Raw genomic sequence first — 17229 nt, forward strand, 5'->3', positions numbered from 1 at the left:
GCAATCGGTGAACAGCTGTGCTGTTCACTCGCCGCGGCCGCCCCAGGGGCGGAGATCGGCGGGACAGCTCAGATCGGCCGGAACCCCGCGCCGACACCGTCGCGGGAGTCGATGTCGGCGAGGATGGCGTTGATGTCGGTGCCCACCTCGGGGCCTAGGCACCCCATGCCCAGATAAGCGTTGACCATGCCGACCAGCGTCGAACCGAGGACCACCGGCGCACCGGAATCGCCTTTGAGCACACACATCTGGGTCCAGGTATCGCTGCTGTCGCCCATCAGGTCGCCCCAGGCGACTCCGCAGGTCCGGCCGGTGGTCCGGCCTTTCTTGCACACGACGTCGGGAAATTGCGCGGGGCCGCCGAGACCGTCGATGAAGAATCCTCCGACCTCCCGGGTGGGAGCGACCCGGGCGGCATCGAATTCGATGATCCCGTAGTCCAATCCGTGATCGGCGTAGACGAATCGCCCCAGCACCCCGTAGCTCGGATAGGTCACCGACGTGACCTGCGCCCCGGGCTCGCCGCAGTGGCCCGCCGTCAATCCCACCAACCTGTTCGCCGCGTCGTAACCGATGGTGGTGAGCGTGCATTCGGCTCGGTCGTCGATCGCGATGCCCGAGCCGCCGCCCATCGGCGGCGGCGGTAACTGCGGAACACCGGCCGCCGTGCCCGCGCCGGCCGAGATCGGTCCGCACGCGAGTGCCGCCGCGGCTACGACCTTCATCAGCGAACGAGTCATTGTTCCTCCCACCGGACCGAACGTGCTTTCCCGACCTGGACCGCAGCGCTTCTGCCCTCGAATTCGGAGCATGCGCGAACTTTCCAGCGTTGCCCCTGCGGGCTACCCACGCCGACGAGACGGAAACGGAACGCCCCTTCCAGTGAGGTCCGCCGCGACAGCGCGCCGCTGGGCCGGCAGCGCAGCGCTCACCGATCTGCTCGCAACGCGAAGCCGGTGCCCCGGGCATGCCGAGCGGGCTGTCAGTCGGGATATTCGTGGATGGTCAGCAGGAGATGGTCCAGCCTGGTCCGTTGTTCGACGGGACCGCCACCGGCCGCCGCGGCGACGGTGACCAATTTGGCCGCCAGCACCCGCAGTTTGGTGTTCGTCTCCTGGGACCGCCACCGCAACACCTGGAAGGCTTGCTCGGCGGTCAGACCGTAGGCGAGCATCAGCATGCCTTTGGCTTGCTCGATCGCCGCGCGGGCCTCGACCACTTCCGGTAGCGCCTCGTCGAGGGCTTCCCGCCGTTGCTGGTCGACGGTGGCGGTCAGATCGATGAAGTAGCCGGAGGTGCCCACGACCGCGCCGGTGCCGTCGAAGATATGGTCGGCGACCACGAGCACGTGCCGGACATGGCCCGCGGTGTCGATGATGCGGTGGCGGCTGCAGAACGCGCCGTGGTCACGGACCGCGGTGGCGAGGGCGTCGGCGACGGCGGCGCGGTCGGCGGGGTGTTTGTGCGACAGCACCAGGTCGGTGGTCGGCTGTACCTGGCCGGGGAGGTAGCCGTACAGCGCCGCCACCTCGTCGGACCATTCCCAGCGCTGGTCGTCGAACCAGAACCGGAAGCTGCCGACCCGGTCGGGACGTTCGTCCTCCGGTCCGGGGCGGTCCGCGGCGTCCTGCCCATCGGCGTGGGTCACCTGTCTCATCATGCTCCTGCGCAGCGGCACCGGAGGTCACAATCGAGGCGGTCGGCACGAGGCATTCGAGCAGGCGGGCTCCCAGGGCGAGCCGGCTTTCACTACCGGCGCAGCCGCGGTGAACCCTGGTCCGGAACTGCCGAGGCGGCTCGGCAGCAAGACTCCGACCGCCTCGCTGAACTCCGTGGACGACGCCGCGCTGTCCCGGTCCGCGGCGGGACCTACGTGTCCGGGTCTTCGTTCCGGCCGTCTCCGGGGCCTGGGCCCGCCAAGTCGCCGGGGGCCTCGGACCCGCCCTCGAGGACGTCCTTTTCTCGATCGTCCGAGGTTTCGCGCGTGCCTTCGTCGTTCGCGGCGTCGTACGGGTGGTTCATCAGTGATTCTCCTCCGCGGCGTAGGCGCACCGACCGAGCCGGTCAGGCACCGCGGCCGGTGCGCTGCTGAAGTTCGTCGATGAGTTGCGAGGCTTCCGCCTTGGTCAACGCCTCCGGCACCTCCGTGCCCGCCTCCTGGGCCAGGGTGTGCAGATAGGACTCCTGCGGGCCGGTCATCGGCTCCTCACCGGTGGTCCACTGATCCGGATCCTTCTCCGGCTTCGGCTGCACCATAGCCACTCCTCACGTCGGCAGAACAAGTGTTCGACTCCTGCCTACCCGGATCGGCGATCTTCAATCACCGAGGCGGTGATACGGCGAAGGTCACCGATCCGTCGATTTCTCCGGCTTGCGCGCCTCGTCGGCGGGTTCGGCTTCGACCGTTCCGCGCCAACCCCCGATCAGCCGCATCGCGTGATAGATCGCCAGTGCGGCGACGGCGCCGAGGGCGATGCCGCCGAAATCGAGGTCGCCGATCACCCAGGTGAAATCGGCGATACCGATGACCAGCGGGATGGCGGCCGTGAACTGGTTGATCGGCTTACCGAAGTCCACCCGGTTGCTCACCCAGATGTGCACGCCGAGGATGCCGACCAAGCCGTAGAGCGCGGTCGTCACACCCCCGAGCACCCCGGCCGGGATGGCGGCGATCACCGCTCCCACCTTCGGTGACAGGCTGAGCACGATCGCCGCGGCACCGGCTACCCAGTAGGCAGCGGTCGAGTAGACCTTCGTCGCGGCCATCACGCCGATGTTCTCCGCGTAGGTGGTGGTCGCCGAGCCGCCGCCACTGCCGGCCAGTACCGTCGCCACGCCGTCGGCCGCCAGCGCGCGGCCCAGGCGCCGGTCGTAGTCGATGCCGGTCATCGTGGTGATCGACTTGACGTGGCCGATGTTCTCCACCACGAGCACCAGCACCACCGGCAGGAACATCGGCAGCACCGAGAGGTGGAAGCTCGGTGCGTGGAAGTCGGGCAGCCCCACCCAGGAGGCGTCCCCGATCGCCGCGGTGTCGACCTCACCGCGCGCGAGCGCGAGCAGATAGCCGAGCGCGACACTGGCGACGATCGCCAACCGGCCGAGCAATCCGCGGAAGAGCACGAGGCACAGGATCAGCAGGATGAGCACGACCGTCGCCGTGATCGCGTCCTTCTCGAAATTCGTCTTGGCGGTCGGAGCCAGGTTCAGGCCGATGAGGGCGACGATGGTGCCGGTGACCACCGGCGGCATCAGCGCCTCGATCCAGTGGGTGCCCGCGAAGTGCACCACCACGCCGATGACGATCAGCAGGGCGCCCACCACGACGATTCCGCCGAGCGCCGCACCCATTCCGTGCGAGGCGGTCGCCGCGAGGACCGGAGCGATGATCGCGAAGCTGGAACCCAGATAGCTCGGCAGCCGGTTGCGCGTGATCACCAGGAACAGCAGGGTTCCGACTCCGGAGAAAAGCAACGTCGCCGACGGTGGGAAACCGGTGAGGACCGGCACGAGGAAGGTGGCGCCGAACATCGCCACCACATGCTGCAGCCCGATCCCGATCGTGCGCGGCCAGGTCAATCGCTCGCCGGGGGCGATCACACCGCCGGTGCCGACCTCGGTCCAGCGGAACATCGATCCGGTTCGCGATTGGGGCGTCATGGGAGCAGTGTGCGGCATCATCGCTCGTCCCGCGCGTTCGCCCGCCCGGGCTGCGGGAAACTTGCCGGAGCGCCTTACGAGATCCCGACTCGACGATGGTTCACCGGCGCCGCAGCTGCCTCCGGCAGACCGCCGGACGCCGCGGTACCCGCATGACGGGCCGCGGTCAGCCGCGCGAGCGCGGCTTCGGTGAAGACAGACAGCCCGAGGTCGGGGTTGTATCCGTGAATCTCCTTGACGTCGAGCTCGGCCAGGAAATACAAGATCTCCGTCGAGATCACCTGCCCGGGCACCAGCACGGGGAAGCCGGGCGGGTAGGGGACGACGAAGGTGGCGGACACCAGCGGCATCCCCTTGGCGAGCCGCCGCCCGGCGTCGCCGAGCAGGACATGCTCGCGGTCGGACTCCTCGTACCCGGCGTAGAACGCCGATCGCATGTCTCCGAACGAGCTGGCACCGGCAGGACGAAACGCGCTGTCGAACTCGCTGAAATCGGGGAGGGCCGGCAGTTCCTTGGTGATCTCGTCGATCCGGCGCTGTTGCAGGGCGCGATCGGCCTTACCGGCCGCGCTCCGGCTGGTCTCGAAGTCGGCGGCCACCCGGCGTAGCACGTCGAGCAGGTAGTGCACGCTCGACCAGGTGACGCCGATGGTGAAGATCAACAGCACGCTGTTGATCGAGGTCTTGTTGATCTGGATGCCGAAGCGGTCCATCAGGATCTTCTCGCGGAAGTCGAACCCGTTCATGCCGGTAGCGCCGATGAACAGGGTGACCCTGGTGGGGTCGAGCACGAACTGATCGGACCGCCACGCCTCGTTCCACTCGGCCAGGCCACCCTGCCTGACCTGCCGGTACGAGCGGACTTCCGAGGGCCGGAATTCGTCGGGCACCAGGTCGTCCTCGTCGAGGATGCGGAACCACTTGCCGATCAACCGGTCTTTGCGGACGCGGTGACGGAATACCAGCGCCATGTCGTAGGCGTGCCGGACCAGCTGGAAGCCCTCGATGTCGACCTGCCTGCGGGCCAGATCCAACGACGCCAGCAGTTGCTGGTTCGGCGACGTCGAGGTGTGGGTCAGAAACGCCTCGGCGAATGCCTCGCGGGCGAGCGCTTTGAAATCCTGGTCGCGGACATGGATCATCGACGCCTGCCGCAGCGCGGACAGCGACTTGTGGGTGGAATGCGTCGCGTACACGCGGACGCGCGCACGCTCCGGGTCGGGAAGCAGGCGGCGATCACTCCACTCGGCACGGTCGACGCCGTGCATCGACGCACGCCACCGGCGGTATTCCTCGGCGTATCCCGGCGAGGACAACGTCGATGCGAGTTGCTCGGCGGCGACCATCGCGGTTCGCTGTCGCGCCCACGGCACCGCCGTCGCGAACGCGTACCACGCCTCGTCCCACAGGAAGCAGATGTCCGGCTTGATCGCCAGCACCTCCTCCATCACGCGCCTGGGGTTGTAGACGATGCCGTCGAACGTGCAGTTGGTCAGCAGAAGCATGCGCACCCGGTCCAGTTGCCCGGCTGCCTCGAGATCCAGCAGCGCCTTCTTGATGGTGTGCAGCGACACGGCTCCGTAGATCGCGAACTGTTCGAGCGGGTAGGCGTCGAGGTACAGCGGGTACGCCCCGGCGAGCACCAGGCCGTAGTGGTGCGACTTATGGCAATTGCGGTCGATCAGGACGATGTCGCCCGGCCGGGTCAGGGCCTGCACGACGATCTTGTTCGCGGTGGATGTTCCGTTTGTCACGAAGTACGTCTGGTCGGCACACCACGTCTCGGCGGCTTTGTCCATCGCCACCTTGATCGTGCCGTGCGGGTCGAGCAGGGAGTCCAGCCCGCCGGAGGTGGACGACGTCTCGGCCATGAAGATGTTGCGGCCGTAGAACTCGCCCATGTCCTGCAGCGACTTGGAGTTGAAGATGCTCGCGCCCCGCGCGACGGGCAGCGCGTGGAACTGGCCGACCGGCGCGGCCGCATAGGCCCGCAGTGCGTCGAAAAACGGTGTGGCGTAACGGCTCCGGATCCCGGCGAGCACCGTGCTGTGCAGGTCGGTGACGTCGTTGAGCCGATAGAACGTGCGATCGTAGATGTCCGGCTCGGCTTCGGTCTCCGCGGCGATCGACTCGTCGGTGAGCAGATACAGATCGATATGGGGCCGCAGCTTCCGGATCCACTCGCCGCATTCGACCCAGTCGGGGGCGCGGTCGGTCACGACCACTCCATCGTTTGCGCCGAGCAATGTGGTCATCAACGGCAGCCGGTCGCGGGAACGAAGCGGTAGGTCGTGCCGGATGATCGCCGCCTGGATCTCGCCGTTCAGCGCGACGGCGGTGATGGCGTCCTCGATGCTCGCCACGACGAGCAGTTCGAACTGCACATCGTCCGACGATTCGCGAAGCGCCCGCAGGCTCTCCGCCAGGCCCTCGGGCGCTTCGGGCGGGGAATCGTCGCCGAGCAGGACCGTGTAGAACTGCTGCTGCTTGGCCCGGGCCACGAGTTCCTGCTCGGCCAGCGGCGCGGCTGTGTCGAACAACGCCGCGCGGTCGCCGTACTCGGAGAGCAAGCGCACGGCCAGCGACACTTCCTCGGCGAGCCGCACCGTCGCCAGGTCGGCGAGGTATCCGCGAAACGCCGCCAGCCGCGCCGCGCCCGGGTACAGCCAGTACCGCTCGTAAGCGCCGAGACGATCGAGCAGGCGCCGCACCCTGGCGGCTTCGTGGGTGGTGTCCAGCCCGGCGCTGTTGACATCGGCGAGTCTGCGGCACGCGTCGTCGAGCAGATTCCACGTGTCGATCCGCGAGTACGACGGGTTCGCCACCGCCGCCAGCGCGGAAACGGAAAGCCCTTTCGGGCGTTCGCCATCTCGATGCATGTCGTCAGTTACGCCCCTCTGTCGGTGGGCGAAGTGATCAGTCGACCGGGACGGATCACCTTCGAACATTCATCCCTGCAGTCATTGTGCCCCGCCGTAGATCGAATTCCTAGGCGCGGGGAGTCGCGGCGGCTGGACTCTCCGGCCACGGGAGAGTCCATCATGGGCAACGCTCTTTCCGTCGCCATCCACGAGCGCGCTGTGCACACTCCTTGGTGACGCCGACTCGGTCGGGCAGGCAGAGGCGCCGCGCGAAGGGCTGACGATCTGGGTCCGGGAAGGTATGACATGACCGCGGTGAGAGACATTGATGCCCGCAGTGCCCAGCACTGCGAGACGACAGCGCTGGGGGTGCTGCTGCGAAACCAGGGCATCGACCTCTCCGAGCCGATGCTCTTCGGCCTCGGCTCCGGTCTGTCCTTCGTCTACTGGGACAGCAAGACCATGGGCTTCCCCTTCCTCGGAGGACGGGTCAAGCCGTTCGACCTCACCAGGAATCTGGCCACCCGGCTCGGACTGGAACTCTCGGTTCAGGAGACCGCGTCCCCGCGCAGGGCTTGGGCGAACGTGGTTGCCCCCATCCAGGAAGGCCACCCCGTCGGACTTCAGCTCGACAGCTACCACCTGGACTACTTCACGTCGAAGGTGCACTTCGGCGGGCACATCGTCGCCATGTACGGCTACGACGACCGCGACGCCTACCTGGTGGACACCGATCAGCAAGGCGGCACGGTGTCCACGAGTCTGACCAGCCTCGCCGAAGCCAGAGCCGCGCGCGGCCCGATGACCGCCAGGCACCGGTCCTTCACCCTCACCGTCCCGGCGAACCCGCCGTCGGTACCCAGCCGGATCATTCCGGCCATCACCGCTTGCGCCCGCGCCTTCCTCGACCCGCCCATCGCCAACCTCGGCCACCGGGGCATCGAGAAGGCGGGCAAACTGGTGCCCACCTGGCTCCGGCGAACCGACGACCCGCGGCGGGACCTGGTGCAGGCCGCCCTTCTGATGGAGAAGGCGGGTACCGGCGGCGCCCTGTTCCGTAACTTCTATCGCGATTTCCTCGCCGAATGCACTCGAACACTCGACAGCCCCCACCTGCGCACCGGCCTCGAGTCGTACACCGAGGCAGCCGCCCTTTGGACGGATGTCGCGGCACTGATCGCAGCAGCCGGTGAATCAGGCGACGCGCAGCCCCTCGTCCAGGCGGGCGCGGTTCTCTGCGATCTCGCACGCATAGAGCGCGAGGCCATGCAGGCGCTGAGCTGCCTGGGGCAGTGAGCGACCACCAGCCCGCTCCTGCCGCATGGCTCAGCCGACCTTGTGGACTCGGGCCGTTGCCGCCGTGAGGGGCTCTCCGGCCGGGGTTTCGGGGCGCAGTTCGGCGACAGGACTGCCGTCGAGGCTCAGCAGTGTCGAGTGCGGCTCGTCGTCGGTGAAGGCGTGGCGTTCTCCCCATTGCCGCAACGCGACGATGGTGGTGAAGAGGTCTTGCCCGGACTCGGTGAGTTGGTAGGTGCGGCGCTTGCCTCCGGGAGCCGGGTCGGCGGTGAGGATGCCGTGGTCGACCAGTCGGCGTAGACGGTCGGCGAGGATGTTCCTGGCGATCCCGAGACGCTGCCGGAACTCGGTGAACGCGGCCGCGCCGTCCATGGCGTCGCGCACGATCAGCAGGCTCCACCGGTCGCCGACCAGGTCGATCGTTCGAGCCACGGGGCAGCTGGGATCGGTCCAGTCGCGGGTTGAATCGTGCGTCGGGGGCACAACGCTCCTTTCCATCAGTTGCAATTCGAAACCATTATGCCTACGGTCGAATGGTTTCACTTTGCTACCAATCGGGAGGCGCGGTGTCGACGGGAGTAACCCGATCCCAGCGATGGATCCTGGCGCTGGTGTGCGCCGTGGCGGTGTCGACCGTCTACGCGATCCAGCCGGTAGTGGCAGCGGCAGGGCACGATCTGGGATTGCGGCCGGAGTCGCTGGGCCGGCTGGTCGCCGCCGGGCAGATCGGCTACTTCGCCGGTCTGGTCCTGTTGGTCCCGCTCGGTGACGTGCTCGACCGCCGACGGCTCATCGCCGCGCATCTGGCGCTCACCGCCGTGGGGGCCGCGATCGCGGCCGCCGCGCCCAGCGGCATCCTCGTCATGGCGGGGTTGGCCGCGGCGGGGATGTTCGCGGTCGTGGTGCAGGTGACGGTCGCCTACGTCGCTGCCGTCTCCGAACCGGGCGAGCGGGGCCGCAATATCGGCGCCGTCACCTCGGGTGTGGTGATCGGCATTCTCGGTGTCCGAGTCCTCGCCGGCGCGCTGGGCGACGCGGTCGGCTGGCGCGCGGTCTACGCACTGCTCGCCATCCTCTGCGCGGCACTGGCCATCCTCGCCCGAGCAAGGCTGTATCCGGACCGGAGGGCGACCGGCGCTCGATACACGCAGGTGCTGGCCTCGATGGGGCGGCTCGTGCGCACCGATCGGCTGTTCCTGAGCCGGGGCCTGATCGCCTTGTTCCTGTTCGCATCCTTCGGAACCCTGTGGAGCGGGCTCGCACTGCCGCTCGGTGCTCAGCCCTGGAACCTGAGCACCACCGAGATCGGCCTGTTCGGGTTGGTAGGCCTGGCCGGAGCGCTCGGTGCCGCCCGCGCGGGACGATGGGCCGACGCCGGTCACGCCCAGGCGATCACGGGTTGGTCGCTGACAGCGCTCATCGGCTCTTGGGTGCTGATCGCCCAGGGCCGGTCGTCCCTGGGGCTACTCGTGGCAGGCATCGTCCTACTCGACTTCGCCGTCCAAGCCGTGCACGTGAGCAGTCAGCACCTGCTCACCGCCGAGCATCCGCATCGCGCCGGCAGCGTCATCGGCGTCTACATGGCCTTCTATTCCCTCGGGTCCGCCCTCGGGGCAGTCACGACCACGTGGGCGTACAGCTCGTGGGGGTGGCGGGCCTCCTGTGGGGTCGGCGCCCTCTATGCGCTGTTCGCGCTGGTTGCTTGGGTACTGGCTCGGATCGGCGGGCGTCCGGCCGTCATGCGGTCTGCGCGAGACGTGAAAACGCCGATCCCGAGCACTGCGAATCGCTGACCGCTTTCCGATCCGCGGGGGCATCGGCAGCCCACCCGGATCGTCACAGCACTGCTGACGGAGGCGAACACATCTCAGTGGCGGCGGGCGAATCTATTCAGCGGCTTCGGGTTCCGCCCTGGCTACGGCTTCGTGGTAGGCGGCGGTCAGTTCCGCGAGCACGCCATCGGTGGGTAGCGGCGCCCCGGCCAGGTGGGTGGCGCGGAGTTCGGTCATGAATCGCTCCCAGAGCGGGGGGCCGCCGGCGGCCAGTAGTTCGGCTCGCACGGTCAGCTCCGGCGCCGTGTTCAACCAGTGCGCGCCCCACGCGCCGAGCTGGGCCATGACCGGGACGAGCTGGATGGCTGCCTCGGTGAGATGGTATTCGACCTTCTGGCGGTGACTCGGGTCGTCGTCGCGGGTGAGCAGGCCCGCGTCGACGAGTTTCGCGAGGCGATTGGCCAGGATGTTCGACGCGATGCCCTCCATGGACGCGGCGAGCAGCTCGCGGAAGTGGGTGGAGCCGCCGAACATGATGTCGCGCAGGACGATCAAGCTCCAACGATCCCCGAGCAGCTCGATCGTCATGTTGATCGGGCAGCCCGACTTTCCCGGGGGGACCGGCAGCTTGTTATGAGCAACTGGTTGCGCCATGGGATCAGTGTAGGTAAGTTGCCTACTGATTGCATATTGCAACCAGAAAGGGCTCCCGATGGCACAGTTGGTCCGCGTTCAGAACTTCAATGTCTCCAGCGATGGCTACGGTTCCGGGGAGGGGCAAAGCTTCGAGCGCCCATTCGGCCACGCCGATCCGAGTGCGCTCTTCTTCTGGACGGGCGCCACCGCGCACTGGCCCACACGGACCGAACCAGGGGGGACCTATGGCTTGGACGACTACTGCACTCGCGACTTCACCAACAACATCGGCGCCGAGATCATGGGACGCAACAAGTTCGGCCCCCAGCGGGGGCCTTGGGAGAACTACGAATGGCAGGGCTGGTGGGGAGACGAACCTCCTTTCCACACACCGGTGTTCGTCCTGACCCACCACGTGCGTCCCTCGTTCACGCTGGGAGACACAACGTTCCACTTTCTCGACGCAACTCCGGAAGCAGCGCTGGCGCGGGCATTCGAGGCCGCCGAGGGCAAGGACGTGCGCATCGGCGGTGGTGTCGCCACGGTCCGGGAATTCCTCGACGCCGATCTGGTCGACACGATGCATATCGCCGTCGCACCAGCCGAACTCGGTCGCGGCGAGAGGTTGTGGAAGAGTCCCGATGAACTCGTCGACCGTTTTCACCTGGAGCGGATCCCGAGCCCCAGTGGGGTGGTGCATCACTTCTTCTGGCGACGGTGACGTGGTGATGCCGGCGCTCCGCGGCGAGCGTCGCGGCCTCCGCCCGCTGCTCGGCGCCGGTGCGCCGCGCTCGCTGCCGCTCTGCCACTACGGCCGGACAGACCCGGCCATCCGTCTGCACCGCATGACGGTCGAAATCCGGGACAGCCTGCTACATCTCAAGCGCTACAGCGACAGCCCCGACGATCTGGCCGCCACCGGCGGTGACCCGCACAGCTATGCTCGTCGCGTCGCCGCGGCCATCGCCACAAAAGCTGCAGGGCACCCTCCGCGCGCGAGTCGCTTCCCGCCGCGGCACCGAATCCGGCCGGGCACACGGGATCTCACCGCGGAATTGCATCAGCTACTCGCGCTTGCCGAGGCATGGCCACACGTTCGCGGCCTGGCGAAGTCGCCGGAGTCATGAACGTGTGGCATCCGCTCGGCGAAGTCGTCGACCGCGTTATCCGCTGTAGCCGCTGACGACGTCGACGACCCAGACGACACCGAAACGGTCACGCAACATTCCGTAGGCGGCCCCCCAGTTCGCCGGGCCCATCGGAACCACGATGGTCGCGCCCGCGGTGAGTTTCTCCCAATAGCCCGATACCTCTTCGACCGTCGTGCCGCGCACGGAGACGAAGAACGCGTTCTCGCCGGGGTCGTAGCCCGTCTGCACGGGCACGTCGTAGGCCATGATGTGGAACCCGTTGTCGGCCTGTACCTGGCCCCACATGATCTGGTCGGCCCCGGCGCCGACGTTCCCGGCGTCCTCGTAGGTGACGACGGCGAGCTGACCGCCGAAGACGGACTGGTAGAACTCCAGCGCGGCGCGGGCGTCACCGCGGAAGTTCAGGTGGGTGGTGGTGGTGAGGGACACAGTTGCTCCTGTTCGGCTCGTCGGCTGACGTGAGCAACATTCGCAAGGGTAGTGGCCAGGTTGTGTCCGCTACTGCGGACAGAATGAGAAACATGCCGAAAACGTCCGCGCGACTGCTGGCGCTGCTGTCCCTGCTACCGGCGCGCCGGGACTGGCCGGGGGCGCTGTTGGCCGAGCGGCTGCAGGTCAGCCCACGTACCGTGCGCCGTGATATCGACCGATTGCGCGAACTCGGCTACCCCATCGCCACCACGAAAGGTCCCGACGGTGGATACCGGCTGAGCGCAGGCGCCCAGCTCCCGCCGCTGCTGTTCGACGACGAACAGGCCGTCGCCCTGGCCGTCGCACTCCAGATCGCCATCACCGCGGGCGCCGGTGTCGAGCAGGCTGCGGCGCGCGCGCTGAACACCGTCCGCCAGGTCATGCCCGCGCGGCTACGCCACCGCATCGACACCCTGCCGATCACCGCCGTCGCACCGCCCGAGGATCGGCCGGCGCCCGAGGTCGGCACGGAGGTCCTCACGGCGATCGGCGCCGCCGTCCACGCCTGCGAAGTGCTGCGTTTCGACTACGCGGGCGCGTCGTCGACGCATGCCGCCGCGCATCCGCCGCGTCGAGTGCAACCCCATCATCTCGTCACCTGGGGTGGACGCTGGTATCTCGTGGCGTGGGACCTCGACCGCGAGGACTGGCGGACGTTCCGCGCCGACCGGATCACCCCGCGAACCCCCACCGGCCCCCGGTTCACGCCGCGTGAACTCCCGGCGCAAGACGTCACCACATTCGTGACCAGCAGGTTTCGTGGCTCGGACGCGACCGGGAACTGGCCGTGTCGTGGGGCGGTGATCCTGCGCCTGCCCGCCGCCGAGGTCGCGCCGTTCCTCCACGACGGGGTGGTCGAGGCGCTCGGTCCCGACAGCTGCCGGGTAGTCCTCGGCTCGTGGTCGTGGACGGCCCTCGCCGGCGTTCTCGGCAGGTTCGACGCCGACATCGAAGTCATCGGGCCGCCGGAACTCACCGCCGCGTTCGCCCACTTGGCCCGCCGCTACGCCGACGCGGCGAACAGTGGAGCGGGAAGGTTCTGACCTGCCTGCGCGGCTGTGGACTGATCGTCGCGATTCCGGAAGGCCGGCGCAGCCGCGACGAACTCGCCGATACCGGATCGCCGCGGCGCTGGACGATCTGCTGGGGCTGGTACCGGCGTGCTGCCCGGCCGCCGAGACCGAAGGGTGCTGCTGATGGCGTCCCTCGGCATGCCCTTCGACTACTGCCGCCAGGGATGACGCGGGAACCAGGGTCAGGCGTGGCGTGGTGCGTACATGATGACGGCGACGCCGAGCAGGCAGACGAGGGCGCCGGTGACATCCCAGCGGTCGGGCCGGAAGCCGTCCAGCGCCATGCCCCAGGCCAGCGAGCCCGCGACGAACACGCCACCGTAGGCGGCGAGGATGCGGCCGAAATGCGCATCGGGTTGCGCGGTGGCGACGAATCCGTAGAGCCCGAGGGCGACGACACCGGCGCCGATCCAGGCCCAGCCACGCTGTTCGCGGACCCCTTGCCACACCAGCCAGGCGCCGCCGATCTCGGCGACGGCGGCGAGGACGAACAACAGGATCGAACGCAACACGGTCATGGCCGTCGAGCCTACGAACCCGTGTTCAGAACGTGGTTGCGGTGGTATCGCCCGCCCCCGCGGCGAATGGCACCGGGCACGACGGGCTCGCAGGCGAGCAGGTCGTCACATCCTGCCGCGTCTGCAACCCCGATAGACTGCTGCGGCCACCCACGGATGAGTCGGAAAGTGTCACGGCATCGAGGATGGGCGAGGCCGTCGTGGCGAAGTCGGCGTTTCGCGAGGACACTGAGGACGTAACACCCAACTCGTCCCCAGGAGCACATGCGATGCCAACCAACGGGCCTTTCGGCATCGATCCGGAAGAATTCGAACGCGCGCTGCGTGGAGCGGGAACCGAGCTCCGTGATCTGCTCGGGAAAGCCGGCGTGTTCCTGGATCGCGTAGATCACGCGAGTGTCGGTTCAGTGGCGTCGCTGCTCGGTCAGTTCGTCCAACCGCAACGGCCACGCCCGCCGGAACCCGAGGGCGAGACCACCGGCGAGACCGGCAGCGGGGTGTGGGTGATCTACAGCATCGATGACAGCGGCGAGGCCAGGGTCGACCAGGTCTTTCCCAGCGAACTCGAGGCCTTGCGCGCGCATCGCGACAACACCGACGATCGCCGTCGGGTGCGCTTTCTGCCCTATGGGGTTCCGGCAAGTGTATTGGACGCACCCTGACGGCGCCGGCCGCGCCATGAAGATCGGGCGCAGCCGGGGTCAGATCGTCATGACCCCAGCCGGTCGGAACGCGTGACCGGCCCTTCCATCTGGCCGTGCACCAGTCCACCACTCCCGCGGGATAACCGACGCCGCCACGACCGAATGGCGCATCGAGCGGTTCCGGCCTCGCCGAGTGGTCATCGAGCGGAGCTTCCGGAGGAGGCGATCCCGCGCGAGTGATAACGCGGGACCTCGTCCGGAACGTTCAGTGCGGGTCGAAAATCGTTCGTTGTGGCTTTCGTCGACGGAGTGCGCTTGCTGTCGTCTCCGGCGGCGGGTGTTCGAGCCCGTTGCCGCGTCTTCTGGGCGACCGCTCCTGAGGAGGGCGGATACGAGCGCCCCTGCGTTGCCAGTTCCAGACAGGGACCAGCTCGCTGCTTTCGTCGAGAACGCGTACGAGCATGCGGATCTGCTCGAGATCGATCCCTGCCGGGGTCAGGTGGTGGTATTTCCGACCCACCGGTTCTGCGGGGGTGCGGGGGTCGACTTCGCTAGGAGGGAACGCGATGAGCAAATCGGTTGCCGTGCGAATACCGAGTTGGCGCAGCCGCACCCGGGTGTTGGTGCCGGCGCGAACGCCAGGGCCGAGGCTTCCGCTGAGCTGCGCGGTCCAGCTCGGGTCCTCGGAGGAGGGTTTGGACGACGATTTGTTGTCCTGACGCAGGGCCTGCCGCCGTTCACGCCGCGTCACTTCACTGTGGTCCAGGTGGAAGTACAGCTGAGCCTGATCGATCCAGTCCACCAGTCGGCCGATAGGAACACGCGTGTGGAGGATGACATCGACGAGATTCGCCGTCACCAGACTCTGCATATCTTCGATGCCTTCTTCGATGAGCCGGGATTCGTACCATACGTTCAGGCCGTCGATCTGATTGAGCGGATAATTCGGAGTGAGCTGGGGTACCGCGGCCCGCAGAGCGACTGCCGTAGTCCGGTGGAGTGCATAGATGCCTACGATCGGGAAAGCGCCCACCACGAAGGCGATCGCTGATCGAACACCCGGTTCGAAGCCGTCGATCAGTTGATACAAGGCCACCAAGGTGGCGAAGACGACGATTATCCGCAGGAGTGCGGAGGCATACGCACTCGGTCTGAGATCACTCTGGAAGAATCGGCGGACGAGGCTCTGCACGGTGAATGCGTAGGCGCCGAGAAATCCGAACTTGAGGATGTCCCACACAGTGGTGGGATCATCGACGAAGCTTCGATCCCAGAGGACCGCTGTCCAACAGGTCGCGAAACCGATCGTAGCGAGGAAGACAGGAAAAAGGGTGTCGGTTTTGATCACAAAATCGGATTCGCCTGCGGAGGACACGGCGCGGCCATAGTAGGCGTTGAACTTCTGCCGATAGATATTGTGGTCCTCCTCCTGGAGGTAACCGCCGTCCGCGAGCCATTCCGCATAGAACTCGGAGGATTTCGGAGGTCGCGGCAAGTATTTCGGTTCGTCCACCCCGAGGCGGTGGAGATTGATGACGTACTCGCTCCACAGGGCGCCAGCGCGCTGTCCGAGAAATCGGATGTACAACCAACTGGGTAGGAAAGACAGTACCCATACGATGAAGACGCTCAGTGCGGCGGTGGACACGTCGTCCGGCGAACTGTCGCGATGAATTCCGCCCCATACGGTGAGATATGCGACCACGATGGGGACGGCGATCAGAAAATTCATCAGCACCAGAACGACTTCGCGACTGAACCATCCCGACGACCGGCTCCACGACACCGCGCGGCCTACGGGCGTGCGGCCGGCGACGGGATCGGCGATACCCTGCGTCAAGGAGAGCAGGGACTCCTGTGTGTGCGGGTGCTCGTGCAGCGTCCGCCGCAGGTGTTGCGCGAGCCGCTTGCGGCCGCCCCTGCCGCTGGTGGCTTCGACAAGGCGGCCGAGCTCGGGGTCCTTGCGAAACAATTCACCGAGTTCGCTGTCGATGGCACGGGCCACCCGATCGTTCTCGGTGAAGAATTGCGCAGCTCGGAGGCGGTAGTCCTGGCTGTTCTGCGGGAAAGTTTCAGGGCACCGCGATGCCATTGTGAGGGCTCCGGAAAGTTCCGTTGCCAAGGCATCCGTTCGTGCTGTGGCGTCCATATCTCCTCCACCCGACTGCCGCCGACCATCGAGCTGTTCCGGCGTGCTGCGAATCGACCCGGCCGTCTGCGCGAATTCATGTGTGCGTTCGCCCGGGCTCCATATCGCCGTCGCATGCCTCGCCCTGTTGATCTTGGATAGCACCAACCGTAGGCTCACCCGTCCGTCTGGTAACGAGTAGTCGACTACTCATTTCGACGCCGGTTGCCGCGCACTGCTCGATCGGGGGCCGCACAATTGTTCGCTTTTCCAGAGCTTCGGCATGAGTAGCGGGCTACCCGACTTCTGATCCGTCCGGCCGAAGACTTCAGCGCACTTTGTGCCGACTATACGCTGGATCCGGCGATTCCGACCCGGACATCGTTCATCGAATTGATCGACATCCTCGGAAACCGTGAACGGTGCGGTTCCATCGAAAGGAGTAAATCATGCTCAACACCCACAAGGTCGTCGCAGGCGATACCCTGACGGCGATTGCGAAACGATTCTACGGGCAGGCTTCGCTTTTCGAGCTGATCGCCGTCGCCAGCGGGGTTCCGGATCCCGACTCGATCCAGGTCGGAACTGTCCTGATCCTTCCCGACGTGAGCCGCAAACACACGGTGGTGCGTGGCGAAACCCTCTCCGGTCTGGCGGCGCATTTCTATCGCCCACAGAACTCGCACCTGTTTCCGCTGATCGCCGCGGCGAACGGTATCGACGAGCCCGACGTGATTCACGTCGGCCAGGTCCTGATCATTCCGGGCATCACCTACAAGGTCGTTTCCGGCGACACCCTCTCCAAGATCGCCAAGCGCTTCTACGGTAACGCGGCGCTGTTCCCGCTGATCGCCGAAGCGAACGCGATCCCGAACCCCGATGTCATCAGCGTCGGCCAAGAACTGATCATCCCCCCGAAGAGCTAGTGCCTCGTCCAAGTAGGTTGCCTCGGTAACCGGGTGTCGGGTTGATCGTGGACCTGTTGCCGGTGATGCTGCCGGTGGAGGTGGTGCTGGTGG

The 17229-nt window shown here is 66.9% G+C and carries 18 protein-coding genes and 1 pseudogene; 8 read left to right on the plus strand and 11 right to left on the minus strand.

Annotation, left to right across the window (positions count from 1 at the left end; all coding sequences use genetic code 11):
* Positions 1-68 precede the first annotated feature (68 nt).
* From ACWEKR_RS30315 to ACWEKR_RS30340, 6 genes are all read right to left on the minus strand, one after another.
* The gene (locus ACWEKR_RS30315; RefSeq protein WP_452357361.1) at positions 69-740 is read right to left on the minus strand and encodes a serine protease; all 672 of its coding nucleotides are present in this window, start codon (positions 738-740) and stop codon (positions 69-71) included.
* 242 nt (positions 741-982) lie between these two features.
* Positions 983-1657, minus strand: coding sequence for a PAS and ANTAR domain-containing protein (locus ACWEKR_RS30320; RefSeq protein ID WP_452357362.1), 675 nt, complete (start codon positions 1655-1657; stop codon positions 983-985).
* A gap of 212 nt (positions 1658-1869) precedes the next feature.
* Positions 1870-2022: a hypothetical protein gene (locus tag ACWEKR_RS30325; protein ID WP_452357363.1), complete on the minus strand. Its 153-nt coding sequence runs from the start codon at positions 2020-2022 to the stop codon at positions 1870-1872.
* A gap of 42 nt (positions 2023-2064) precedes the next feature.
* On the minus strand, positions 2065-2256 hold the full coding sequence (locus tag ACWEKR_RS30330) for a DUF3072 domain-containing protein (RefSeq protein WP_195089995.1): 192 nt from the start codon (positions 2254-2256) through the stop codon (positions 2065-2067).
* Positions 2257-2346: 90 nt separating this feature from the next.
* A complete protein-coding gene (locus ACWEKR_RS30335) occupies positions 2347-3660 on the minus strand; it encodes a uracil-xanthine permease family protein (RefSeq protein WP_452357364.1) in 1314 nt (437 codons plus the stop codon).
* Between the two features lie 74 nt (positions 3661-3734).
* Positions 3735-6539 (minus strand): aminotransferase class I/II-fold pyridoxal phosphate-dependent enzyme, encoded by a 2805-nt coding sequence (locus tag ACWEKR_RS30340; RefSeq protein WP_452357365.1) that lies wholly within the window; start codon positions 6537-6539, stop codon positions 3735-3737.
* A 288-nt stretch (positions 6540-6827) separates the two neighbouring features.
* Here ACWEKR_RS30340 and ACWEKR_RS30345 point away from each other — a divergent pair, with 288 nt between their 5' ends.
* Positions 6828-7817 carry a BtrH N-terminal domain-containing protein gene (locus tag ACWEKR_RS30345; RefSeq protein ID WP_452357366.1) on the plus strand — a complete coding sequence of 330 codons (990 nt, stop codon included), beginning with the start codon at positions 6828-6830 and terminating at the stop codon, positions 7815-7817.
* A gap of 30 nt (positions 7818-7847) precedes the next feature.
* Here the strand turns inward: ACWEKR_RS30345 and ACWEKR_RS30350 are convergent, their stop codons facing one another.
* On the minus strand, positions 7848-8249 hold the full coding sequence (locus ACWEKR_RS30350; RefSeq protein WP_452357367.1) for a winged helix-turn-helix transcriptional regulator: 402 nt from the start codon (positions 8247-8249) through the stop codon (positions 7848-7850).
* Positions 8250-8383: 134 nt separating this feature from the next.
* Here ACWEKR_RS30350 and ACWEKR_RS30355 point away from each other — a divergent pair, with 134 nt between their 5' ends.
* Positions 8384-9610 (plus strand): MFS transporter, encoded by a 1227-nt coding sequence (locus tag ACWEKR_RS30355; protein WP_452357368.1) that lies wholly within the window; start codon positions 8384-8386, stop codon positions 9608-9610.
* A gap of 93 nt (positions 9611-9703) precedes the next feature.
* Here ACWEKR_RS30355 and ACWEKR_RS30360 read toward each other — a convergent pair whose 3' ends face one another.
* Complete coding sequence (locus ACWEKR_RS30360; RefSeq protein WP_452357369.1) at positions 9704-10243, minus strand: winged helix-turn-helix transcriptional regulator; 540 nt, start codon at positions 10241-10243, stop codon at positions 9704-9706.
* Between the two features lie 58 nt (positions 10244-10301).
* On the opposite strand from ACWEKR_RS30360, the gene ACWEKR_RS30365 reads away from it, so the two are divergent.
* Together ACWEKR_RS30365 and ACWEKR_RS30370 are read left to right on the plus strand one after the other, a co-directional pair.
* Entirely contained in the window at positions 10302-10946 is a 645-nt protein-coding gene (locus tag ACWEKR_RS30365) for a dihydrofolate reductase family protein (protein WP_195089985.1), read from the plus strand.
* A gap of 7 nt (positions 10947-10953) precedes the next feature.
* Positions 10954-11352 carry a DUF6545 domain-containing protein gene (locus ACWEKR_RS30370; protein WP_452357378.1) on the plus strand — a complete coding sequence of 133 codons (399 nt, stop codon included), beginning with the start codon at positions 10954-10956 and terminating at the stop codon, positions 11350-11352.
* A gap of 36 nt (positions 11353-11388) precedes the next feature.
* Here the strand turns inward: ACWEKR_RS30370 and ACWEKR_RS30375 are convergent, their stop codons facing one another.
* Positions 11389-11805 (minus strand): VOC family protein, encoded by a 417-nt coding sequence (locus tag ACWEKR_RS30375; RefSeq protein WP_452357370.1) that lies wholly within the window; start codon positions 11803-11805, stop codon positions 11389-11391.
* A 92-nt stretch (positions 11806-11897) separates the two neighbouring features.
* Here ACWEKR_RS30375 and ACWEKR_RS30380 point away from each other — a divergent pair, with 92 nt between their 5' ends.
* Positions 11898-12890, plus strand: a complete 993-nt coding sequence (locus ACWEKR_RS30380) for a helix-turn-helix transcriptional regulator (protein WP_452357371.1) — start codon at positions 11898-11900, stop codon at positions 12888-12890.
* A pseudogene (locus ACWEKR_RS30385) lies at positions 12887-13044 on the plus strand (transcriptional regulator); the annotation flags it as partial. The gene ACWEKR_RS30380 and the pseudogene ACWEKR_RS30385, both read left to right, overlap by 4 nt.
* A gap of 58 nt (positions 13045-13102) precedes the next feature.
* Here the strand turns inward: ACWEKR_RS30385 and ACWEKR_RS30390 are convergent.
* Complete coding sequence (locus ACWEKR_RS30390) at positions 13103-13438, minus strand: YnfA family protein (RefSeq protein WP_452357372.1); 336 nt, start codon at positions 13436-13438, stop codon at positions 13103-13105.
* A 269-nt stretch (positions 13439-13707) separates the two neighbouring features.
* Here ACWEKR_RS30390 and ACWEKR_RS30395 point away from each other — a divergent pair, with 269 nt between their 5' ends.
* Positions 13708-14100 (plus strand): hypothetical protein, encoded by a 393-nt coding sequence (locus ACWEKR_RS30395; RefSeq protein ID WP_452357373.1) that lies wholly within the window; start codon positions 13708-13710, stop codon positions 14098-14100.
* Between the two features lie 247 nt (positions 14101-14347).
* Here ACWEKR_RS30395 and ACWEKR_RS30400 read toward each other — a convergent pair whose 3' ends face one another.
* Positions 14348-16231 carry a hypothetical protein gene (locus ACWEKR_RS30400; protein ID WP_452357374.1) on the minus strand — a complete coding sequence of 628 codons (1884 nt, stop codon included), beginning with the start codon at positions 16229-16231 and terminating at the stop codon, positions 14348-14350.
* A gap of 428 nt (positions 16232-16659) precedes the next feature.
* On the opposite strand from ACWEKR_RS30400, the gene ACWEKR_RS30405 reads away from it, so the two are divergent.
* A complete protein-coding gene (locus ACWEKR_RS30405; protein WP_452357375.1) occupies positions 16660-17136 on the plus strand; it encodes a LysM peptidoglycan-binding domain-containing protein in 477 nt (158 codons plus the stop codon).
* Positions 17137-17229: the final 93 nt, after the last annotated feature.

This window comes from Nocardia sp. NPDC004573, assembly GCF_053602135.1.